At 71.7% G+C, this 22,195-nt stretch carries 20 protein-coding genes; 14 read left to right on the forward strand and 6 right to left on the reverse strand.

Features of this window, described 5'->3' with window-relative positions:
- The first annotated feature begins 86 nt into the window (after window positions 1–86).
- Window positions 87–1,949: a hypothetical protein gene (locus QSK17_RS10755; RefSeq protein WP_285704452.1), complete on the forward strand. Its 1,863-nt coding sequence runs from the start codon at window positions 87–89 to the stop codon at window positions 1,947–1,949.
- Window positions 1,950–2,090: 141 nt separating this feature from the next.
- Complete coding sequence (locus tag QSK17_RS10760) at window positions 2,091–3,338, forward strand: serine hydrolase domain-containing protein (protein ID WP_285704454.1); 1,248 nt, start codon at window positions 2,091–2,093, stop codon at window positions 3,336–3,338.
- A 14-nt stretch (window positions 3,339–3,352) separates the two neighbouring features.
- On the opposite strand, the gene QSK17_RS10765 is transcribed toward QSK17_RS10760, so the two are convergent.
- Window positions 3,353–3,901, reverse strand: a complete 549-nt coding sequence (locus QSK17_RS10765) for a MarR family winged helix-turn-helix transcriptional regulator (protein WP_285704455.1) — start codon at window positions 3,899–3,901, stop codon at window positions 3,353–3,355.
- A gap of 78 nt (window positions 3,902–3,979) precedes the next feature.
- Here QSK17_RS10765 and QSK17_RS10770 point away from each other — a divergent pair, with 78 nt between their 5' ends.
- Window positions 3,980–5,257 (forward strand): amidohydrolase family protein, encoded by a 1,278-nt coding sequence (locus QSK17_RS10770; protein ID WP_285704456.1) that lies wholly within the window; start codon window positions 3,980–3,982, stop codon window positions 5,255–5,257.
- A 6-nt stretch (window positions 5,258–5,263) separates the two neighbouring features.
- Here the strand turns inward: QSK17_RS10770 and QSK17_RS10775 are convergent, their stop codons facing one another.
- Window positions 5,264–5,962 carry a GntR family transcriptional regulator gene (locus tag QSK17_RS10775; protein ID WP_285704457.1) on the reverse strand — a complete coding sequence of 233 codons (699 nt, stop codon included), beginning with the start codon at window positions 5,960–5,962 and terminating at the stop codon, window positions 5,264–5,266.
- A gap of 221 nt (window positions 5,963–6,183) precedes the next feature.
- On the opposite strand from QSK17_RS10775, the gene QSK17_RS10780 reads away from it, so the two are divergent.
- From QSK17_RS10780 to QSK17_RS10805, 6 genes are all read left to right on the forward strand, one after another.
- Window positions 6,184–7,425 (forward strand): NRAMP family divalent metal transporter, encoded by a 1,242-nt coding sequence (locus tag QSK17_RS10780; RefSeq protein ID WP_285704458.1) that lies wholly within the window; start codon window positions 6,184–6,186, stop codon window positions 7,423–7,425.
- A 27-nt stretch (window positions 7,426–7,452) separates the two neighbouring features.
- On the forward strand, window positions 7,453–8,235 hold the full coding sequence (locus tag QSK17_RS10785; protein ID WP_285704527.1) for a LamB/YcsF family protein: 783 nt from the start codon (window positions 7,453–7,455) through the stop codon (window positions 8,233–8,235).
- A gap of 12 nt (window positions 8,236–8,247) precedes the next feature.
- Window positions 8,248–8,859 (forward strand): 5-oxoprolinase subunit B family protein, encoded by a 612-nt coding sequence (locus QSK17_RS10790; RefSeq protein ID WP_285704459.1) that lies wholly within the window; start codon window positions 8,248–8,250, stop codon window positions 8,857–8,859.
- Window positions 8,860–8,866: 7 nt separating this feature from the next.
- The gene (locus QSK17_RS10795; protein ID WP_285704461.1) at window positions 8,867–9,754 is read left to right on the forward strand and encodes a 5-oxoprolinase subunit C family protein; all 888 of its coding nucleotides are present in this window, start codon (window positions 8,867–8,869) and stop codon (window positions 9,752–9,754) included.
- A 203-nt stretch (window positions 9,755–9,957) separates the two neighbouring features.
- Window positions 9,958–12,243, forward strand: coding sequence for a serine/threonine-protein kinase (locus tag QSK17_RS10800; RefSeq protein WP_285704462.1), 2,286 nt, complete (start codon window positions 9,958–9,960; stop codon window positions 12,241–12,243).
- 95 nt (window positions 12,244–12,338) lie between these two features.
- Complete coding sequence (locus tag QSK17_RS10805) at window positions 12,339–13,088, forward strand: glucose 1-dehydrogenase (RefSeq protein ID WP_285704463.1); 750 nt, start codon at window positions 12,339–12,341, stop codon at window positions 13,086–13,088.
- 97 nt (window positions 13,089–13,185) lie between these two features.
- Here QSK17_RS10805 and QSK17_RS10810 read toward each other — a convergent pair whose 3' ends face one another.
- Complete coding sequence (locus QSK17_RS10810) at window positions 13,186–13,827, reverse strand: PaaI family thioesterase (RefSeq protein WP_285704464.1); 642 nt, start codon at window positions 13,825–13,827, stop codon at window positions 13,186–13,188.
- Window positions 13,828–14,006: 179 nt separating this feature from the next.
- On the opposite strand from QSK17_RS10810, the gene QSK17_RS10815 reads away from it, so the two are divergent.
- On the forward strand, window positions 14,007–14,660 hold the full coding sequence (locus QSK17_RS10815) for a CHAP domain-containing protein (protein WP_285704465.1): 654 nt from the start codon (window positions 14,007–14,009) through the stop codon (window positions 14,658–14,660).
- 7 nt (window positions 14,661–14,667) lie between these two features.
- On the opposite strand, the gene QSK17_RS10820 is transcribed toward QSK17_RS10815, so the two are convergent.
- Window positions 14,668–16,908, reverse strand: coding sequence for an MMPL family transporter (locus QSK17_RS10820; protein ID WP_285704466.1), 2,241 nt, complete (start codon window positions 16,906–16,908; stop codon window positions 14,668–14,670).
- Between the two features lie 107 nt (window positions 16,909–17,015).
- Between QSK17_RS10820 and QSK17_RS10825 the strand changes: the two genes are divergently transcribed.
- Together QSK17_RS10825 and QSK17_RS10830 are read left to right on the forward strand one after the other, a co-directional pair.
- Window positions 17,016–17,558 carry a TetR/AcrR family transcriptional regulator gene (locus QSK17_RS10825; protein WP_285704468.1) on the forward strand — a complete coding sequence of 181 codons (543 nt, stop codon included), beginning with the start codon at window positions 17,016–17,018 and terminating at the stop codon, window positions 17,556–17,558.
- Between the two features lie 60 nt (window positions 17,559–17,618).
- A complete protein-coding gene (locus QSK17_RS10830) occupies window positions 17,619–18,425 on the forward strand; it encodes an SAM-dependent methyltransferase (protein WP_285704469.1) in 807 nt (268 codons plus the stop codon).
- Window positions 18,426–18,429: 4 nt separating this feature from the next.
- Here QSK17_RS10830 and QSK17_RS10835 read toward each other — a convergent pair whose 3' ends face one another.
- Window positions 18,430–19,800 (reverse strand): serine/threonine-protein kinase, encoded by a 1,371-nt coding sequence (locus QSK17_RS10835; RefSeq protein WP_285704470.1) that lies wholly within the window; start codon window positions 19,798–19,800, stop codon window positions 18,430–18,432.
- A 273-nt stretch (window positions 19,801–20,073) separates the two neighbouring features.
- Here QSK17_RS10835 and QSK17_RS10845 point away from each other — a divergent pair, with 273 nt between their 5' ends.
- Window positions 20,074–20,898: a HipA family kinase gene (locus QSK17_RS10845; protein ID WP_285704471.1), complete on the forward strand. Its 825-nt coding sequence runs from the start codon at window positions 20,074–20,076 to the stop codon at window positions 20,896–20,898.
- Complete coding sequence (locus tag QSK17_RS10850; protein WP_285704473.1) at window positions 20,895–21,281, forward strand: DUF3037 domain-containing protein; 387 nt, start codon at window positions 20,895–20,897, stop codon at window positions 21,279–21,281. The genes QSK17_RS10845 and QSK17_RS10850 overlap by 4 nt, the downstream gene beginning before the upstream one ends.
- On the opposite strand, the gene QSK17_RS10855 is transcribed toward QSK17_RS10850, so the two are convergent.
- Window positions 21,262–22,104, reverse strand: a complete 843-nt coding sequence (locus QSK17_RS10855) for a GNAT family N-acetyltransferase (RefSeq protein WP_285704528.1) — start codon at window positions 22,102–22,104, stop codon at window positions 21,262–21,264. The two genes, QSK17_RS10850 and QSK17_RS10855, sit on opposite strands and share 20 nt — an antisense overlap.
- Between the last annotated feature and the right edge of the window lie 91 nt (window positions 22,105–22,195).

Consider the following 22,195-nt stretch of genomic DNA (forward strand, 5'->3'; position numbering starts at 1 on the left):
GGGATCAGACGTGTTTTTGGGCCTGCCCCCCGTCGAACCGACGTTCTACAGTCCCGGCAAAGAACTGGTTTCCGAAACGGGGCATTATGGGAGCACATTTACGACGCGTTCTGTCCGTTCACGTCCTGATCGTCGCACTGCTGGGCACGATGCAGGCGACATCTCCGGCTGCCGCCACCAGGACGGCGACGATCACCTTCCGGCCCGAAGCGTGGACTTACGTGTCCTCGGCCGCGAAGAACGAGTCCCACTGGAAGGAGAATGCGGCCCTGCCGGTCGGAATCGCGGGGACGGGCGGCGAGGGGAGCGATTCGGCCGATGTGCGCAGAGCCTTCTTCACGCACGACGTCTCCGCGCTCAAGGGCCTGAAGATCGTCGAGGCCCGCCTCACGCTGCTGCGGCCCGATCCCGACTGCGCGAACCACGTGAGCGGCTTCGAACTGGGGCAGACCGGCCCTATCGATCGCCAAACCGACTGGAAGCACCAACCCGAGTGGATCCGCGGCCTCGCCACGGTTCCGTCGCCGTCGCCATCGCCGTCGCCATCGCCGTCGCCGTTGCTGTCGCCGTTGCTGTCGCCGTTGCCGTGCAGTCCCGATTGGCCCTATGTGCTCGACGTTCCGCCCGCTGTCGCCGAGGCGGCGTCCGGTGACACCGGAAAGATCACCTTCTGCGTTCGCAGCGAATCCGAGGATAAGCCGCAGGAGCACCTGGTCTTCGAGAACGACCCGGAACTGCGGATCACGTACGAATACACGACCCCGAATCCCCCGCCCAGTGAGCCGTGGGTGTCCATGCACTCCCTCCCCGCCACCGCCTGGGGCTACGTCGAGTCGCAGCATCGCAACGTCCCCCACTGGAACGAGGACGGGCTCGCGTCGATCGGCGCGTCGGACAGGGGTCGCGTCACCCGGTCCTTCTTCGAGTTCGACCTCGCGCTGCCCGCCGAGAGCCACGTGCTGTCGACGATGGTGCAGGTGGAACGCGCCGACGTCTGCAGAGTCGGCGAGCGCCCCATCGAAGTCTGGGAGACCGGTCCCGTCGACGCGACCACCACGTGGCACCGTCAACCGGAGTGGCGCACACGACTGAGCACCCTCGCCTGGGGATCGTGCGTGGCGTCGGCGGGTCCGCTGATCTTCGACCTGACGGACGCGGTGGCCGCTGCCAGGGCGGCCGGCCGTACAACACTCACGCTCGGCCTGCGGTCACAGGACGAGCACGACCCCCTGGGCGCGTACGTCTTCCGGCACGATCCCGTGCTGAGGGTGTATTCCGTCCCGCCTCTCGGCCCACCCACCCGGCTCATGACCGACGGTGCGAGCCGCATCCGGCCGGACGACACTCCCATGCCACCCGTCCCTTGTGCCGCGGGCTCCGACCGGCCTTATCTCTTCTTCGTGCCGAGACCGGTGGCGTTCGTCACCGGCTACGGGCCCCTCAACGTCCACTGGCAGTGGGAGACCGTCGACGGACGGCCGGTGGACGAGGAGATCGCACCCGTCCTGCCCTCGTCCGGACTCGTCGCCAGCAACAAGTACGTCGGTCCGGACGGCACCTACCGGTGGCGTGTGCGTGCGGAGGACTCCTACCAGCGGGTCAGCGAATGGAGTCCGTGGTGCGAGTACGCCGTGGACACCACGGCACCGGACCGACCGGCCACGGTAACGGGAGACCCGTACGGGGGCCCCTCCCCGAAGGGCGGTCCCGGCGTTCCCGGCGAGTTCCGCTTCGGCCCCAACGGGGTGACGGACGTGGCCGGCTACCGATACAAGATGGACAGCGATCCATGGCGGGAAGTGGCGGCCGACGCCGACGGGACGGCGACCCTGACATGGACGCCTTCGGCCCCGGGCTTCCACATGCTGGCCGTGGTCAGTGTCGATCGGGCGGGTAATCTCGCGGTGCAGCCCACCTTCTTCCCCTTCGTGGTCGCGCCGCCGGCATAGACACCGGACTCCCATACGGACACAATCCGGGCGAGGGTCAGGTGGGCGCACGATCAGGCGCGCCCACCTGACCCTCTGGGACGGCGGGGTCCCGCTTGTTAGTGTCGGTTGCCGAACAGGCGCTCCTCAGTAGGGATGGTCATGACAGTCGGCGATCACCCCGTGACAACATCGGGGCACTGTGACCCGCGCTTCTCCCGGGTACGCGAGGTTTTCGACCGGCATTTCGCGGACGGCGAGGAACTCGGTGCCGCCTTCGCGCTGTTCCTGGACGGCGAGCCCGTCGTCGATCTCTGGGGCGGCGTCGCCGACCGGCACACGGGGCGTCCCTGGGAGCCGGACACGCCGGTCCTCGCCTACTCGTGCACCAAGGCCGTCGCGGCCACCGCCCTGCTGCTGCTCGTGGAGCGCGGCCTGGTCGACCTGCGCGCCCCGGTGAGCGCGTACTGGCCGGAGTTCGCCCACGCCGGCAAGGACGTCGTCACCGTCGAACACGTGCTGACCCACCAGGCGGGGCTGCCCGTGATCGAGGAGCCGGTCCCCGTGGAGGAGTTCGAGGACCTGCCCGCGATCGCCGGCCGGCTCGCCGGGCAGGCGCCGCTCTGGGAGCCCGGCACGGCGCACGGCTACCACGCCGTGACGTACGGCTTCCTGGTCGACGAGATCATCCGCAGGGTCACTGGCATGTCCACGGGAGAGCTGGTGGCGGCGGAGATCGCCGGGCCTCACCAGCTTGACCTCTGGCTCGGCGCCCCATCCGACGTTGCGGCTCGCGCCGCCCGCCTCTCCGCCGGAGAGCGTACGGCCCGAGCGGGAGAGCAAGCGGCCCGGACCGGAGAGCGTGCGGCCCCCGCGGGCGGAGCCGGTGTCGCGGAGCCCCCCGCCGCGGACGGCCCGGTGGCGGCCATGGCCGCCGCGACACGGGACAAGGACAGCCTGATGAACCGGGCGCTCGGCAACCCACCCATCCATAAGCTGCCCGGCGGCGGAAACCACCCGGTGATCCTGCGCGCGGGCTGGCCCGCTCTCGGCATGGTCACGACGGCCCGGGGCCTGGCGGACTTCTACCGCCATCTGGTCGCCGGTGACATCCTCGCGCCCGCCACGCTGAAGGACGCGATGCGCCCGCGTGTCGGCGGCCCCGACCGGGTCCTGTACCTGGACAGCGCCTTCGGCCTCGGCTACATGCGCCCGGCGATGACCTTCCTCACGCCCGCTCGCGGAGTGGAGTCGGCGTTCGGCCACACCGGCTTGGGTGGCTCCCTGGGCCTCGGGGACGTCGAGCACGGTCTCGCCATGGCGTACACGATGAACCGCATGGTCGGGTCGGTGGCCGGCAGCCGCCGGGCCTACCGTCTCGCCGAAGCCGTCTACGGCTCGCTCACCTAGAAAGACCCGGCTGATCAGGTCGGCCGCGCTCTCCGGCAGGGCGTGTCGTCGGGCCGGTCCCCGAGGGCGAGCAGTACGTCGCGCAGCACGTCGGCGAGGGCGCGCGCGGTCTCCTCGGGAACGTCCGCGAACAGGTCCTTGTGCGCCTCCGTGGTGGCGAGGGACAGTTCCTCGGCCCTTTCCACCCCCTGTGGAGTGAGCCGGACCCATGAGCTGCGACCGTCGGAGGGGTCGGGTTCGCGCTCGACCAGGCCCGCGGCCAGCAGCCGCTGCAAGATGTTGCTGGTCCCGCCGGTTGTGAGCATCAGTCGCGTGGCGAGCGTGCTGGGCTTGACTCGGTACGGACGCCCGGCCCGCCGGAGCGTCGCGAGAACGTCGAATTCCGCATAGGTCAGGCCGTATCCGGCGAGCACGGCCTGGGTGACCGTCTCGATCCGCGCCTTGAGCCGCCCAACCCGCTTGACGATCTCCAACTGCGTCGTGGCCGCCTCCGGCAGCTCGGCCCGCCAGGCCTCGATCATCGCGTCGACGCGATCCCGGCCGGTCACCCGCCCCTCGTTCATGCGCTTGAGGATATCCGCGCCTCTTGATAGCTTTCCAACAAGCTTTCTCAAAAGCTTTTCGAAATGGAGTCTTTGCCCATGAGCCTGCTCATCAGAAACGGCATCGTGATCAACACGGAGCCGGACGTACGCGTCCATCGGGGAACCGACGTCCTCATCACCGGCGGAGCGATCGCCGCGGTCGGCCCCGATCTGCCCGCCGACGGCGCGGAGGTGATCGACGCCACGGGCCAGATCGTGCTTCCCGGCTTCGTCGACACCCACCGCCACGTCTGGCAGAGCGTGCTGAGGTCCGTTTCCGCCGACGCCACCCTCGGCGACTACCTGGCGATCGTTCTCGGCCGGCTCGCCCCCGCGTTCCGGCCCGAGGACGTCTACGCCGCGAACCTCTGGGGCGCCATCGAGGCGCTCAACGCGGGGATCACCACCGTGTACGACTGGTCGCACATCCAGCTCACCCCCGCGCACACCGACGCCGCCGTCGAGGGCCTCCGCGACTCCGGCGCCCGCGTGGTCTTCGCGTACGCGCATCCGGGCACCGACGACGCGTCCAGGGACCAGGCGGAGGCACGGCGGGTCTTCGCCCGGCACTTCCCCTCAGGGGATTCCGGCCTGGTCACCCCCGCCTTCGCGGCGTGGGGACCGGTGTACGGCTCCGTCGAGGCGGCCGTGGCCGACTGGCGGCTCGCCCGCGAACTCGGGCTCCGCATCAGCCTGCACGCGACTGGGGAGGAGCCGGTGGAGCGGCTGCACGCGGTCGGGCTGCTCGGTCCCGACGTCATGTTCGTGCACGCCAACGGCTTCACCGACCGGTCGATGAAGATGGTCGCCGACAGCGGGGGGAGCGCCTCGGTCGCGCCCGCTGTGGAGTCGCAGATGGGCCACGGCTCCCCCGAAACGGGCCGGTTGCGCGGGTTCGGCATCCCGACCGGGCTCGGCGTGGACACGGTGGCCGCGGTGCCGGGAGACATGTTCGGCGTCATGCGCGCCGCGCTCGCCGCCGCCAGGCTCCGGCACTTCGAGGACGGCGTCGGCACGCGGCCGACCGCGGCCGACATCCTGCGCATGGCCACCATCGAGGGAGCCGCCGCCCTCGGTATGGACGACCGGATCGGATCGCTGTGTCCGGGCAAGCGGGCGGACCTCGTCATGCTGGACACAGACCTGCCCAATCTCGCGCCGGCGCACGACCCGATCGGGGCCGTCGTGACGGCCGCCGACGTGAGCGACGTCGACACGGTGATCGTCGGCGGCGAGGTGGTCAAGCGGGGCGGCCGCCTGGTCCGCGCGGACCTGCCGCGCGCGCTCGACCTGGCCCGGCGCTCGGGCGAGCGGCTGCTCCCCGCCGCCGTCTGATCCGGGTCAGGCGGAGCGCTCGCCGTACGTCGCGAGGAGCTGGGACTCTGCGGTGTCGAGGTAAGCCAGCAGCACGGTCGCCGCCTGCTCGTACTCCCCCTCGGCGAGCAGGGCCACGATGCGGGTGTTGTCGTCGAGGTACGGCTCGTGGAACGGCCGGGGCTCACCCATCATGTGGAACGCCAGCCGCAGCTCGGCGAGGATGCGGGCCATGGACTCGTCCACCCGGCGGCTGCCGAGCAGCGCGGCGACGGCCCGGTGGAAGCGCATGTTGGCCGTGCCGACCCCGACCCAGTCGCCCGCCTCGGCCGCCGCCCGGCCCTCCTCGACCCGGCGGCCCACCTCGCGTACGGCCTCCGCCGGGGCGGCGCCGGCGGCGCGCAGGCCGGCGGCTTCGAGCGGCCGCCGCATCCGGTAGATGTCGACCACGTCGGCGGCGGTGAGCCTGCGGACGAACATCCCCCGGTGGAACTCGTGCACGAGCAGGTTCTCGTGGGAGAGCAGCCGGAACGCCTCACGGAGCGTGTTGCGCGAGACGCCGAGCGCCTGACCGATGATCTCCTCCGACAGCCGCGTACCCGGGGGGAGCGATCCCTCGATGACGTTCTCGCGCAGGACGCCCGCGACGAGCTCGGCGGTGCTGGCGCGTTCGAGCACCGGCCTGGCCGCGCTCAACCGGCTCGCCCACTCCGCGGTCGCCGTCATCGCCGCCGCCCTTCTCTCCAAGAACGCGAACCACCCTGTAGTAGCCCGGAGACGCAACCGAGCTTAGGGCGAGGCGTGGTGTCCGCATAACTCAGTCTCGTCCCTCCGTAGAATTTACGCACAAGGGGATTGCCGGATTGTTCAACAACCCTTACCTTCCTCAAGGACAGTCACCGGGACGACACCCCTGCGCGAACGCACGGACATGAGGAGACCCCTCCATGCACGACCACGCCGCCGCACCCGCCGAAACGGCGCCCGAGACGCCCGCATCCGGCAAGGGGCGGCGCGCCGCCCTGTTCGGAGCCATGTTCCTCATGGCCACGAGCGCCGTCGGCCCCGGATTCATCACGCAGACCACGGTGTTCACCGCCCAGCTCGGGGCGGCGTTCGCCTTCGCGATCCTCATCTCGATCCTGGTCGACATCGCCGTCCAGCTGAACGTCTGGCGGGTCATCGGGGTCTCGGGGCTGCGCGCCCAGGACCTCGGCAACAAGGTGCTGCCGGGCGTCGGCTACGTGCTGGCCGCCCTCGTCGCCCTCGGCGGCCTGGTGTTCAACGTCGGCAACATCGGCGGCACCGCGCTGGGCCTCGACGCGCTCGCGGGGATCGACGTCAAGATCGGCGGCGCGCTGTCCGCGCTGATCGCCGTCGGCGTCTTCCTGAGCCGCCGCGCGGGGGCCGCGGTCGACCGCATCGTGGTCGTCCTCGGTGTGGTGATGATCCTGCTGATGCTGTACGTGGCGTTCGTGTCGAAGCCGCCCGTGGGTGAGGCGCTGCGCCAGTCGGTCCTGCCCGACACGGTGGACTTCCTCACGATCACCACCCTGATCGGCGGCACGGTCGGCGGCTACATCACGTACTCGGGTGCGCACCGGCTCATCGACGCCGGCCTGACCGGCCAGGAGAACGTCTCGAAGATCAGCAGGGGGTCGGTCACCGGCATCCTGGTCACCGGCGTCATGCGGGTGATCCTCTTCCTCGCCGTGCTGGGCGTGGTGGCCGGAGGCGTCGCGCTCACCGGCGCCAACCCCGCCGCCGAGGCCTTCCAGGCGGCGGCCGGCACGGTGGGCCTGCGGCTGTTCGGCGTCGTCCTGTGGGCAGCGGCGATCACGTCGGTCATCGGCGCCTCCTACACGTCCGTCTCCTTCCTCGCCACGCTCTCGCCCTGGCTCGGCCGCCACCGTTCCGGGGTGACGGTGGCGTTCATCCTGGTCTCGACGGTCGTCTACCTGACGCTCGGAAAGGCCCCCGCGACCCTGCTCGTCCTGGCCGGGGCGCTGAACGGCCTCATCCTCCCCGTGGGTCTCGGGATCCTGCTCTGGGTCGTGCTCGTACGGCGTGATCTTCTGGGCGGATATCGTTACCCGCGCTCGCTCACCTGCCTCGGCCTGCTGGCCTGGGGGCTGACCGTCTACCTCGGGTGGAACTCCCTCAGCGGGATCGCCGCCCTCTGGAACTGACCGTTGGAGCTCACCGTGTCCGATTCGATGTCCGATCCGATCACGCGTATCGACCTCAACTCCGACCTCGGCGAGGGCTTCGGCCCGTGGCCGCTCGGCGACGACGACGCCCTGCTGTCGATCGTCACCAGCGCCAACGTGGCCTGCGGGTTCCACGCCGGAGACCCCACGATCATGCGGCGTACGTGCGAGACGGCGGTCGAGCGCGGCGTGGCGATCGGCGCCCAGGTCGGATACCGCGACCTGGTCGGCTTCGGGCGGCGCTTCATCGAGGTGCCACCCAGGGAACTCGCCGACGACGTGCTGTACCAGATCGGCGCCCTGGAGGCCTTCGCGCGTGCGGCCGGCGGCCGCGTGGGCTACGTCAAGCCGCACGGCGCGCTCTACAACGCGATCGTGCGGCACGAGGAGCAGGCCGAGGCGGTCGTGGCCGCCGTCCGGGCCTACGACCCCGGGCTGCCGGTGCTCGGCCTGCCCGGCTCCGCGTGGCTGCGCCGGGCCGAGCGGGCCGGGCTCACCGTCGTCACGGAGTGCTTCGCCGACCGCGCGTATACGCCGGACGGGACGCTCGTGCCGCGCGACCGGCCGGGCGCGCTCGTGCACGACCCGGTCGCGGTGGCCGAGCGTTGCGTGCGCATGGCGCGCGGCGAGCCCATCGCGGACATCGGCGGCGATCCTCTGACCGTGCGCGGGGAGTCGATCTGCGTGCACGGCGACAGCCCGAACGCGGTGGCGGTGGCCCGCGCGGTGCGCGGCGCGCTGCTCGCCGCGGGCGTCGGTCTCACGCCCTTCACCCCGGTCCAGAGCTGACGAGGAGATCCGATGCACGTGCGCCGCTGCGGCGACAGCGCTCTGCTGGCCGAGGTGGACGGCCTCGACGAGGTCGTCGCGCTCTATGACGCGCTGGCCGCGCACCCCCCGGAGGGGGTCGTCGACGTCGTCCCGGCGGCGCGCACGCTACTGGTCCGGTTCGAGCCGCCCGCGACCCCGGCGGCGGTCGAGGCGGCGATACGCGCGGCACGGCCGGCCTCTAGCGGGCGGACCGGCGCGGGCGAGGTGCGGATCCCCGTCGTCTACGACGGTGCGGACCTGGCTGACGTCGCGGCACTGACGGGCCTGACGGAGCGCGACGTGGTGGCCGCGCACATCGGCACCACCTGGACTGTGGCGTTCTGCGGCTTCGCTCCCGGTTTCGGCTACCTGACCGGTGGCGACCCCCGGCTGGCCGTCCCCCGGCGGACCGAATCGCGGGTGCGCGTGCCCGCCGGTTCGGTGGCGCTCGCGGGCGAATTCAGCGCCGTCTACCCGCGCGAGTCCCCCGGCGGCTGGCAGCTCATCGGCCGTACGGACGCGGCGGTGTGGGACCTGACCGCGGAGCCGCCGGCCCTGCTGAGCCCGGGCACCCGGGTCCGGTTCACGGAGGCGACGGGATGAGGGTGCGATGAGCAGGTACGGCATGCTGGAGGTCCTGGCGACCGGCCCCATGACCACGGTGCAGGACCTGGGCCGGCCCGGACGCGGCAACCTGGGCGTCGGGCGCTCCGGCGCGGCCGACCGGGGCGCGCTGCGGCTGGCCAACCGGCTCGTGGGCAACCCGGAGGGGGCCGCCGCCCTCGAGGTCACGTTCGGTGGGCTGTGCGTGCGAGCGCGCGGGGACCTGGTGATCGCGCTCGCGGGCGCCGCCTGCCCGGCGACCGTCACCGGCCCCCTCGGCACCCGGCGGCAGATCGGGCACCACTCGGTCGAGCACCTGCCCTGCGGGGCCACGCTCCGGCTCGGGACCCCGGCCCGCGGCCTGCGGACCTACCTCGCCCTGAGGGGCGGCGTGGACGTCCCCCGGGTGCTGGGGTCCCGCTCCACGGACATCCTCGCCGGTCTGGGGCCCGGTCTTCCGGCTCCGGGGGCGCTGCTCCCGGTCGGGCCGCCGCCTGACGCCTTCCCCGCCGTCGATCTCGCCCCGGTGCCCGAGCCCGCCGACGGCGAGCTCGTCCTGGAGGCCCTTCCCGGCCCGCGTGACGACTGGTTCAGGCCGGAGGCGCTGCGCGTGCTCGGCGCGGAGCCGTACGAGGTGACAGCCGACAGCAACCGGGTCGGCATCCGGCTGCGCGGGCCGGTCCTCGAACGTGCCCGCGAGGGAGAGCTGCCAAGCGAGGGCATGGTGCCCGGTGCGCTTCAGGTGCCGCCGTCGGGGCAGCCCACGCTCTTCCTCGCCGATCACCCGCTGACGGGCGGCTATCCGGTGATCGCGGTGGTGCGGGCCCGCGACGTCGACCGCGCCGCCCAGGCCCGCCCGGGCCAGCGCCTCCGATTCCGATTCCGTACGACGTGACGCTTCCTCGGCCGCCTGAACCCGCGGGGTGAGGCCTCAGGCCGCGGTGATGCGGTCGCGGCCGCCGTTCGCGGTCGGGCACGCCCCCGACTCCTACGTCACATGGCCGTCACCGACGCGCGGGACAGCCTCTACCACTACATCCCCGAGGTGACAATTCTCCACCGGTGACAACCGTCCCTTCCGGTGAGAAGTTCGAAAGGATGAATGCCTGGACGGTTCCGGGATACCGGGAGGTGCGCGAGCTCGGCGCGGGCGGCGCCGGGCGCGTGGTGCTGGCGACCTACGAGGCGACCGGCGCCTTCGTCGCGATCAAGTACCTCCGCCCCGAGCTCCGGGGCGATCCCCGATTCCTCGCGGGTTTCCGCCGCGAGGCCCGCGTCATGGTCGAGATCAACGACCCGAACATCGTCCGGCTCTACGAGTACGTCGAGACCGCGGCCGGAGCGGCCATCGTCATGGAGCTCGTCGACGGGGTCTCGCTCCGCAGGATCCTCACCGAGCACGGCACGACCAGCCCGGAGGCGGCGCTCGTCGTCCTGAAGGGCTCGCTGACCGGCCTGTCGGCGGCGCACTCCTCCGGCATCGTGCACCGGGACTACAAACCCGAGAACGTCCTGGTCCAGGCGGACGGCACCAGCAAACTGTCGGACTTCGGCATTGCGGCGCCGAGCGGCGATCCCGGCCTGCCCGCCGGGACGCCTCCGTACATGGCCCCGGAGCAGTGGGTCGGCGCCCCGGCCGGTCCCGCGACCGACGTCTATGCCGCGACCTGCGTGTTCTTCGAGTGCCTGACCGGGCGCAAGCCGTACCGCGCGGACCACGCCGCGGGGCTGCGGCACCAGCACCAGAGCGCGCCCATCCCCGTCTCCGACGTGCCCAGCTCGGTGCGCGGGCTGGTGGGACGGGGCCTGGCCAAGAACCCGGCGGACCGGCCGCCCACGGCCCGGGCGTTCATCGGCGATCTGGAGGCCGCCGCGACCTCGGCGTACGGACCGGACTGGGAGCAGCGCGGCCGGCGTCACCTCGCGGAGCTGGCGACCCTGCTCGCCCTGACGTTCCCGCTGGCGCAGCCCGCTCAGCCGGCCGAGGCGGGCACGTCGCTGGCGCGGACCGTGCTGTCCGACCGGTTCGCGCGTTTCGCCCCGCGGTTCGCGATCGGCGCGGCCCTGCTGTCCGCGGTCATGGTCGCCGTGGTGGTCGCGGCCAACCGGCAGGCGCCGGTCGCGGGCGAGGGCGCCCTTCCGTCCCGCCCGTCCACACAGGTCTCGCCGGAGCGGCCGTTCCCTTCCGCCGGCGCGGAGAGTCCCTCGTCCGCGGCTCCCGGCACGACCACGCCGGACGCCGGCCCGCACGGCACGCCGCACGACACTCCGGACAACACGCCGGACAACACGCCAGGCGTATCACCCGGGAAACCGCCTGTGGACCCCGCGGGGAAGCCTCCCGGCGCGACCCCCACGCCCGGCTCGGGCGGGACGCCGAGACCGGCGCCGCCCTCGGTCGCGGGCCTCGGCATCTCCGGGTGGGACGGCCAGTCCGCGACCATCAGGGTACGGACGACGAACGGCGGAGCGGTGACCCTGGGCGTCAGGTTCTCCGAGGGGGCGTCGCCGGACAGCGTGCGCCCGATCACGGCGCAGACCATCCCGCTGGAGGGCGCGACCTCCTACTCCCCCGGCGTCCAGCACGCCTTCGCCACTCCGGCCTGCGGGACGACCGTCTACCGCCGGATCGAGGCGGCGACCGTGCCGAGGGCTCCCGGAGGCACCGCGGCCGCGACCACCAGGGTGAGGGGCGCGCCGTGCCCTCCGCCCGCCGTACGGAGCGTCGCGATCACCAGGTGGGACGGCGACGCGGCGGCCGTCGAGGTCGGCACCGGCGGCACCGGCCCGGTGAAAGTGCTCGCCGAGTTCACCCGGGACGGCACGACCGTGGGTCGCGCCGCGCGGACCCTCTCGGGCAGGACGTCGTACGCCCTCGACCTCGCGACCGATCCCGTCGCGGTGGAGTGCGGCACGACCGCCGTGTTCGGCGTGAAGGTGTGGACCGAGCCCGCCGCCGCCAACGGCACGCAGGTGAGGGAGACCCGTGTCAGCGGGCCCGCGTGCGCCCCGCCGTCCATCTCGATCGCGTCTTGGGACGGCACGACGCTGAGCCTGAACGTCACCTCCGGTTCCACGGGGCCGGTGACGCTCGTCGCGGCGTTCACGCAGCGGCTGCGCGATCGGGAGGGGACGGTGGCCTCCGAGCAGAGCCGGCGGGAGATCCTCGGAGGGAAGAAGGCCTACACCGCCTCGTTCACCGTGTCGTTCAGGCAGGCGGGCTGCGGCGTCGAGGACACCAGGAGCGTGACCGTCACCCTGTCGCCCGGCGGAGCGAGCGCCACGAGATCGGTGACGCTGCACGGGCCTCCGTGCGCCGATCCCGAAGAATCTCCGAACCCGGACTCGCCGGAGAGCTCCGGCCATCCGGATCTTGTCCGCTAACCAAGCGTTCGCTAGGTTAGCGGAGGACGGCGGCCGGTCCGACGTTCGAAGGAGACCGCGGCCACGCGGCGGCGGGCGCTACACGGGAGGAAGCCATGGGCATGCTCGACGGCAAGGTCGCGCTGATCACCGGCGGGGCTCGCGGGATGGGCGCGTCGCACGTCCGGCTCTTCCTCGAGGAGGGCGCCCGGGTGGTGTTCGGCGACGTGATCGACGAGGAGGGCAAGGCGCTCGCCGAGGAGACCGGCGCGCTCTACCTCCACCACGACGTCACCCAGCCGGCCGACTGGGATCGGGCGGTGGGCACGGCCGTCGAGACGTACGGCCGGCTCGACGTGCTGGTCAACAACGCGGGCATCCTGATGTTCCGCCGGATCGCCGACATGACGGTCGAGGAGTACCAGCGGGTGCTCGACGTGAACCTCACGGGCACGTTCCTCGGCGTCAAGTCCGTGATCGAGCCGATGAAGGCCGCCGGGCGCGGCTCTATCGTGAACATCTCCTCCATCGAGGGCTTCATCGGAGCCGCCGGCCTGTCGGCCTACTCCGCCTCGAAGTTCGGCGTACGGGGCCTCACCAAGGCGGCGGCGCGCGAGCTGGCCCCCTTCAAGATCCGGGTGAACTCGGTACACCCCGGCGCGATCAACACGTCCATGACGGCCAACCCCGAGCTCATGGCCGAGGTGGACGGCGAGCAGTTCGTCAAGTCGATGGTGATCAAGCGCTTCGCCGAGCCGATCGAGGTCTCACACGTCGTGGCGTTCCTCGCGTCGGACCGGGCGAGCTACTGCACCGGCAGCGAGTTCACGATCGACGGCGGCCTTCTGACCGGCGCGGGATACTAAGCGGCGCCCGAGCGGTAGACCATGGCGACCAGCGCGGCCACGGCAACCGACGCGGCCACGGCGATCGGCGCGGCCACGGCGATCGGCGCGGCCGCGGTCACTCCGCCGCCTCCGGCAGCGCGCCCACCCACCACGCCGGCGTGATGAACAGGCCGGTCGCCTCGACCAGCGGCGTGCCGTCGAGGAGGGTGATCGTCCCGTCCACCCATGTCTTGCGCCCCTCTGCCCGGGTGGTGGCGGCCGTACCCACGACCCGCTGACCGTACGGCACCGGCTGGCGGTAACGGATGGTCAGAGTGCCGGTCATGCCCGCCCGGCCGGAGGCGGCCACGGCGTCGCCCAGCAGGTGGTCGAGGATCATCGCGCTCACGCCGCCGTGCACGCTGTCGGGCGGGCCCTCGTGCGTCGGACGGAACTCCAGGTCGGCCCGGGACTCCCCCTCGGGCGTGCGCTCGATCACGAGCGGCAGCGCGTGCGGGTTGCAGGAGCCCGTCACCGCGTTGCCGAGGTGGCGGAAGGTGCCGTCCGGCGCGATCTCGGGCGTGTGCGGCCGTTCGCGGCGGGCGGCGTTGAGCCGCTCGGTCAGGGCGACGATCTCGGCGGTGACGGCGGTCATCTCGTCCTCGCCGACGTCGGTCACCACGACCGCGTCCATCAGCTCTCTGACCTGCTGGGCCAGCACGGCCTGCGCGGCGAGCCGGGTCTCCTCGTCATGTCCGGGGGCGAGATCCATCGTCATGGCCACGATTCTAGAACCTGTTCCATCTGCCTCACACTTTGGGGCGATTTGGCCATGTCTGGGTAAAGAAATTTGGGTTTGTGGATATATGTCCTTGAACATCCCTTTTGAGATGGCTAGCCTCCCAGGTCACCACGACCCCCGAAAAGCAGAGGCCCCGTATTCGCATGAGCCCCGAGATGACGAAGTTGCTCGAACTGCTGCGATCCCAGGTCGGTTACAGCGCGCAGGGCAATGGATACACAAAGTATGGCAACTGGTACAACAACGTTGAGCAGGACGCGGACTACTCGACTGAGCCCTGGTGCGACATGTTCCTGTCATGGGGCGCCCGCCAGCTGGGCTACGACGACTGGTTCGGCCAGTTCGCGTGGACCGTCGGCCATGCCAAGTGGTTCAAGGAGCAGGGCGCCTGGGGCGGCAAGCCCGTCCCCGGCGCCCTGGTGTTCTACGACTGGAGCGGCTCCCGGGCGATCAGCGACATCGACCACGTGGGCATCGTGACCAAGGTCGTCGGCAACAAGATCCAGACGATCGAGGGCAACATCGACGGTGGCCAGGTCAAGATCAAGCTTCGGGACCAGAACGCCGTCGTCGGCTACGGATACCCCGAGAAGATCAAGGAAAGGATGCAGGGCACGTCGCACGCGATCTCCGCCACGAAGGCGTCGGCTCAGCAGCCCACCCCGGCCGCCCCGGCCGCCCCGTACGACCTGGGCCCGCAGGCGATCATCGCGTCCGTCCTGATCACCACGCTCGCCCTCACCGTCATGCGGACCCGCCGCCGGGTCTGCGCCCGCCTCAAGGACGCGCCGTTCCGCGAGACGTGCTGACCCGCCGTCAGCGGCGACCGGCCTCAGTGGGCTCCCGCGTCCGTGCGGCGTCCGCCGGCTCGTCCTCATGTCCCTCGATGGAGATGTTCGGAAGGATCCGGTCCAGCCAGCGCGGGATCCACCAGTTGAGCCGCCCGAGCAGGACCATCGTGGCGGGCACCAGGAAGCCGCGGATGATCGTGGCGTCCACGGCGATCGCCACCGCGAGCCCGACGCCGAACACCTTCACCAGCGGATCGGGGTAGGCCACGAACGCGGTGAACACCGCCACCATGATCAGTGCGGCGGAAGTGATCACCCGGCCGGTCGATCCCAGCCCCTCCGCGACGGCCGCCCGGTTGTCCCCGGTCCGCGTGTACGCCTGGCGTACCGCCGTGAGCAGGAACACCTCGTAGTCCATCGACAGCCCGAACAGCACCGCGAACAGCATCAGCGGGACATAGGTGTCGATCGGCACGGAGAAGAACATCGTCTGCACGAAGGACCCCTCCGGCGAGTACGGCGGATCCATGCCGACGAGCCGGCTGCCCACGCCGAAGGAGAACACGACAGCCAGCGCCCCGAACGCGGCGCCGAGGGAGACGAGGTTCATCAGAGCGGCCTTGATCGCCACCAGCGGGGCACGGAACGCGAGCAGCAGGAGCAGCGCGCTGAGCAGCACCACGACCGCGACCACCAGCGGGGTCCTGCTCATGATGCGGTCCCCCGCGTCCGCCAGCCCGGCGACCTCGCCCCCCACGTGGACGCGCGCGCCCGGCACCTCCAACGCCCGCACCCGGGACACCACGTCGAGCGCGCGCGGATCGCTCGGCGCGTACTCGGGGATCACCTGCAGAAGCACCGAGCGGCCGTTCTCGTTGACCTTGTGCGGTGACACGTGCGCGACCCCGTCGGTGCGCTGGAGCCGCCGGGTCAGGTCCTGGACGACGGGATCGGCCGGGGTGGTGTCGGCGATCTTCCGGTCCAGCTCGGCGACGACGATGAGCGGGCCGTTCGCGCCGGGCCCGAACCCGACCGACACCAGCTCGTACGCCCGGCGCTCCGAGCTGCCCCGGTCCGAGTAGCCCTGGTCCAGCGCGCCGAGCTTCAGCGCCGCCGCCGGGGCCGCCAGCGCGGCGAGCGCGACCACGGTGGCCGTGAGGACCCGCCACGGGCGGCGGGCGACCCAGTTCCCGAGCGCGGCCCAGCCGCCGGCGGACCCGTGCCGCCCCGCGACGCGTCCCACCAGCGGCAGCCGCAGCGCGTTGACGCGGTGCCCGAGCAGGCCGAGCAGCGCGGGCACCAGCGTGATCGACGTGAGCACGGCGCACACGACGGAGATGCCGGTGATCCAGCCGAGCGTGCGCAGCATCGGGAACCCGGCCAGCATCAGCGCGCTCAGCGCGATGACCACCGTGCCGCCCGCGAAGAGGACCGCGCCGCCGGAGCTCGCCACCGTGCGCCGGACCGACTCCTGGACCGGCACGCCGTCGGCGAGCAGCCGGCGGTGCCGCGACAGCAGGAACAGCGCGTAGTCGATGCCGACGCCGAGCCCGATCATCGTGGCCATGATCGAGGCGGACTTGGGCACGTCCACGACGTGGCCGAGCAGGCCGATCACGCCGAGCCCGACGCCGATGCTGATCAACGCGGTGAAGATCGGGATCAGCGCGGCAACCAGCGTGCCGAAGGCGAACAACAGGACCAGCAGCGCCACGGCCACGCCGATGATCTCGCTGACACCGGTCTTGATCTCCTTGTCGGCCGGCGAGCCGGAGGTCGCGGCCACCACCTCGATGCCCGCCTCCGCCGCGGGCGCCGCCGCCGTGACGAGCTCGTGCGCGGTCTCGCCCTGCTTGGCGCTGTTCTGGCCCTCCAGCTTCACCGTGATCATGCCGATCCGCTGGTTGGACGCCATGCCGCCCAGCCGGTACGGCGGCTGCACGTCGACAACGTGCGGCACCTGGCGTATCCGGGCCACCGCGTCGCCGACGGCCTTCTCGCGATCCTTCGACAGGAGGGTGCCCTCCTCGGTGTACAGGACGAGCTGGACGGTGCCACCGGCGTCGTACCCCGGGCCGAAGCCCTCGCGCATCAGCTCGTGCGCCCGCTGCGCGTCCGTGCCGGGGATGGCGACGTCGTTGCTGACCGGGCTGCCGAAGACCATGGTGACGGCGGTGAGCAGGCCCGCCGCGAGCACCCAGAGCGCGAGCACGAGCCGCCCGTGCCGGGCGCACCAGCCGCCGAGACGTCCTAGCACCGAACTCATGGGAACCCGCCCGTCATATCCCTGAAACGCTCGTCCTGTACGGTCGTACAGGACGAGCGTAAGACGCGAATCACACTGAATGCTGCACCTCTTCCGGAAATGAGACGATGGCCACATTTGACCCGGGAAATGACACCCGATCCCGCATCCTGGCCGCCGCCCGTGAGCTGTTCGCCGAGCGGGGATACGCCGCCACGTCCCTGGCCGACATCGCCGCGGCGGTGGGCCTGACCAAGACCGCCGTGGCGTACCACTTCCATCCGAAGGACCGCCTGGCCGCCGAGCTGATCACGCCGGCGGCGGAGGACATGCTGCGGCTGCTCGGCACGGACTTCGAGGGCGACCGCCCGGCCTACATCCGCGCCTTGGTCTCCTTCGCCATACGGCACCGCACCGTCATCCGGCTGCTGATGGAGGACATCGGCGGAGCCGACGACGCCCCTCCCGGCTCTCCCGGCGAGGCGATCCGGACCTTCCGCGACGAGCTGTACGCGCGACTGGCCGGGGCCGACCCGGACGACGCGAGCCGCGTCCGCGCCTGGGCGGTGCTCGGCTGCGTGCAGGCCGCCGCGGTCAAGACCGTCGAGGTGCCCGGTGAGCTGGTCGAGAAGACCGTCGTCCGCGCCGCCCTCGCGATCTACGAATCCTGATCTGGCCGGAACCGTGCCCGGCTGGTTACGATCATGACGCCCCCCCTGGAAGGAGCCACCGTGGCACCCGAGGAACGGCCGGCCCCGACCGGCGTGGACACCACCATTCCCAATGGCGCACGCATCTACGACTACATGCTGGGCGGCAAGGACAACTACGCCGTCGACCGCGAGGCCGCGGAGCGGATGCTCGCGGCGAACCCGCTGGCCCCTCTCACCGCGCGAGCCAACCGGGACTTCCTCGGCCGGGCCGTACGCTTCCTGGCCGAGGAGCGCGGCATCCGCCAGTTCCTCGACATCGGCACCGGCCTGCCGACCCGGCAGAACGTCCACGAGGTCGCCCATGAGTGCGCCCCGGGCAGTCGCGTGGTCTACGTCGACTACGACCCGCTGGTGGTGGCCCACGGACAGGCGCTTCTGGGCGGCGCTCCCGAGGTCGCGGTCATTCAGGGCGACCTGCGTGACCCCGAGGCGATCCTCGCCGACGCCGCGAAGCTGATCGACTTCGACGAACCGGTGGCCGTCCTGCTCGTGGCCGTCCTGCACTTCATCTCGGACGACGAGGGGCCGGGGGCGATCGTCGAGCGACTGCGCGACGCGATGGTGCCCGGCGGCCACCTGGTCGTCTCCCACACCGCCCTGGAGTCGACGACGGAGGTCATGGCGACCGCCCAGCAGGGGTTCCGGATGGCGGGCGCACCGCTCACTCCGCGTACCCGCGCGGCCATCGGCGGCTTCTTCTCCGGTCTGGAGCTGGTCGAACCCGGGCTGGCGAACGTGCGGGAGTGGCGTGCCGCGGAACCCTCCGCCGGGACCGCCGCGAGCACGCCCTGGACGATCGTCGGCGGCGTCGGCCGGAAGCCGTAACCGGTCAGGGTCCGCGCGCGAGGGTGCCGCTGTACGCGATCTCCCCGTTCCCGCTCTTGATCACATCGACCGTGGCCGACCGGTCGTCCTTGGGCCTGAACACGACGCTCCCGGGATAGCAGCTCTTCCCGGTCACCCGATCCAGCCGCAGGATGAGGTCGCCCTCCTTCTCCCGCTCCCTGGTGAGGCGTCCCTCGCAGTGCAGGTCGGCGCCCCACCGCATGCGCGAGGACCCGGACAGATAGATCTCCAGCGGGAACGTCCGGGCGGCCTCGGGGTATCGCGCCACCCCGGTCCACATGCCGTCGAGGTCCCGCTTCGCGACCTCGTCACTCTCGCGGGCGACGGCACCACCACCACCGCCGCCACCGCCACCGCCCACGGCGGCGTCGTCGCGGGTCGTCAGGAAGACCGCTCCCCCGGCGACGGTGGCGAGCGCGGCGGCCGCTGCCACCACCGCCACCGCGACCGGCCACCGGCGTCGGCGCCCGGTCCCCTTCGCCTCCCGGATCGCGCGCTCTCCCGTCTCATCAGAGGCGGCCACAGGCGCCGTCGTCGCGGCCGCCGCCGGCCCGCCGTCGAGCAGCCTGCTCAGCACCTCCTCGGCACCGGGGCGGTCGCGCGGCTCGCTCGCCAGGCACGCGATCACGATCTCCCGGAGCGAGCCGGCGAGGGGCCCGAGATCAGGCGTGCCGTACAGGATCCTGCCCATGGTCGCGGCGTACGTGTCGGCGGCGAAGGCGTGCCGCCCGCTCGCCGCGTACGCCACGGTGAGCGCCCAACTGAACATGTCGCCGGCGGGCCCGGCGGGCTCGCCTCTGAGCTGCTCGGGTGTGAGGTAGGCGGGCGTGCCGACCGGTCCGCCGGTCGTCGTCGTGGCGTCGAGCAGGCGCGAGATGCCGAAGTCGATGACGCGCGGCCCGTCCGCGCCGATGAGGACGTTGCCCGGCTTGAAATCACGGTGGACCACGCCCGCCCGGTGGATGGCGGCGAGCGCGGTGGCGGTCCCGACCGCGATGCGGTCCAGGGCGCCGTCCGACCTCGGCCCGTTGGCGGTGACGTTCTCCTGGAGCGAGACGCCGTCGACGTACTCGCTGACGATGTAGGGCCGGTCACCGTCGAGGTCCGCGTCCAGGACCTGCGCGGTGCAGAAGGGGGCGACCCGCCGTACGGCCTCGATCTCCCCGATGAACCTGCGCCGTTCGGATCCGCCGCCGATCAGGCGGGCGTGGAGCAGCTTCACCGCCACCGGTGAGCCACCGGGGCCGGTGGCGAGGAAGACCACTCCCTGGCCGCCCGCTCCGAGCCGCCCGTCGAGGAGGTAGTCACCGAGCCGCCGTGGATCCTCCGGGCGTAGGGGGGAGAGCCGCGACATTCGCCATACGTATCACGCCCGCCACAATCGGGCGCAATCGGGACAACTGGCTCGCTATCCGGACACCTCGATCGGGCAGCGCGCCGACCCCGCCTTCGCGATCCTCGCGTCACTGGTCACCAGAGGGCAGTCCAGGGCCTCCGCGAGCGCGACATACAGAGCGTCGTACGCACTGTGATCGTCCCGAAGCCCCCACCCCCGATCGAGATGTGGCGGTAGCGGAGCAATATCCGGGAGCGCGAGGCGCGGGCGGGCAGCCGATAGCCTTACGGGGTGCTGGAACAGATCACGGCGACGCGCTATGTGACGCCCCTCAGGGAGGGCGGCTCGCTTCCCGGCGTCGTGGAAGCCGATGATCTCGGCACTTATGTCGTGAAATTCCGGGGCGCCGGGCAAGGGCGTCGCGTTCTCGTCGCCGAGATCATCTGCGCCGAGCTGGCCAGGAGCCTCGGCTTCGCCACTCCCGAGCTGAAGGTCATCGACCTCGACCCGCAGCTCGGCGCGCGGGAACCCGACGAGGAGATCCAGGACCTGCTGACCGCGAGCGCGGGCCACAACCTGGCGATCGACTTCCTCCCGGGAGCCCTCGGCTTCGACACGCTCGGCTGGGAGCCCGATCCGGGGTTCGCCTCCCGCCTGCTCTGGTTCGACGCCCTGATCCACAACGTCGACCGGAGCTGGCGCAACCCGAACCTCCTCGTCTGGCACGGCGACGTGTGGCTGATCGACCACGGCGCCGCGCTCTGGTTCCACCACAACTGGCCGTCCGCGAACCCCCGGCGGGCGTTCGACGGGCGCGACCATGTCCTCGCGCCGTACGCCACCGAGCTCGACGCGGCCGACGCCGAGCTGACCCCCCGCGTCACCCGTGATCTGCTCGACAAGGTGACCGCGCTGGTCCCCGACGAGTGGCTGGAGGCCGAGCCGGGCTTCGACGACCCCCAGGCCGTACGGAACGGATACGTCGAGCACCTCCTCGCCCGCGCGCGGGGCCCGCGCGACTGGCTCCCCGACCCGGCGACCGCGCCGCCCGCCACCCGCGAGCGGCAGGGCTCCATCGGCCGATTCTGGCGTGCCACGCGAGTGGAGGGCCGATGAGCCGCGCCGTCTACGAGTACGCCGTGATCCGCGTGATCCCCAGCGTCGAGCGGGGCGAGCTGATCAACGCGGGGGTCATCCTCTACTGCCAGCCGCACGGCTATCTCTGCGCCCGTGTCGAGCTGGACGAGGACCGGCTGCGCGCGCTCAGCTCCTCCGTCGATCTCCCCGGCGTACGGCACGCGCTCGCGGCCTACGAGATGGCCTGCGGCGACGACGCCGGCCCCCTCGACGACGAGTCGCCCGGCAGCAGGTTCCGGTGGCTGACCGCCCCCCGGAGCACGATCGTCCAGACGGGCCCGGTCCATGCGGGCCTGACCCTCGACCCGGCGGCCGAGCTCGACCACCTGATGGACCGGCTGGTCAGAAGAGCACGGACATGAAGGTGTCGACCTCGCGGAAACCGACCCGGCGATAGGCCGCCCGCGCGGGCAGGTTGTAGTCGTTGACGTAGAGGCTGACCAGCGGCGCGAAGTATTTCAGCGCCTGCTCGACCACGGCGGCCATTCCGGCCGACGCGTGGCCGCGCCCCCGCAGCTCCGGATCCACCCAGACGCCCTGGATCTGGCAGGCCCGCGGGGTGACCGCGCCGATCTCGGCCTTGAAGACGACCCTGCCGTCGTCGATGCGGGCGAGGGACCTGCCGATGCGGATCAGCTCGGCGACCCGGGAGCGGTAGAGCGCGCCACCGTCCCCGTTGTCCGGGGAGACGCCCACCTCCTCGGTGAACATCGCCACGCAGGCGGGCAGCAGGATGCCGAACTCCTCGGGCTTGACCCGGCGTACGAGCGGGTCGGGCTCGACGGCGGGCGCGGAGCTGATGGCCATCACCGGCTGGGCCCAGCGGATCGCCCTGGCCGGCCCCCAGTGCGGCTCCAGCCGCTCCCAGAGCTGCTCGACGGCACCCGCGGGGCCCACGATCGAGGAGCAGCGTCTGCCCTGCTTGCGGGCGCGGTCGGCGAACGCGTGCACGGCCTCCCGGCCGGCGTTCACCGGGACGAGGTTGGCCCCGGCGTAACAGAGCGAGACCAGCCCGCCGCGCGGGCCGAACCCCCACATCTGCCCCCCGAGCCGGGTCGGGCTCAGGCCGACGGACCTGACCCGGGAGGCGACGAAGACGTTGGCGACCGGATCGGAGTCGAGGAGCGCCAGCACCTCTTCGCGATCGTTGTCGTCGAGCACGCGCGACGCCGAAGTACGCAGCATCACGGGGCCAAGCCTACGCGACTGCCTCGATTTTGGAAGTTAGGTCGTGTCTGACAAATCATGCCCTGCCGCGCGCGGCGGGCAGCGTTTG

Origin of the sequence: Microtetraspora sp. NBRC 16547 (assembly GCF_030268965.1) — a bacterium.
Classification (GTDB): Bacteria; Actinomycetota; Actinomycetes; order Streptosporangiales; family Streptosporangiaceae; genus Microtetraspora.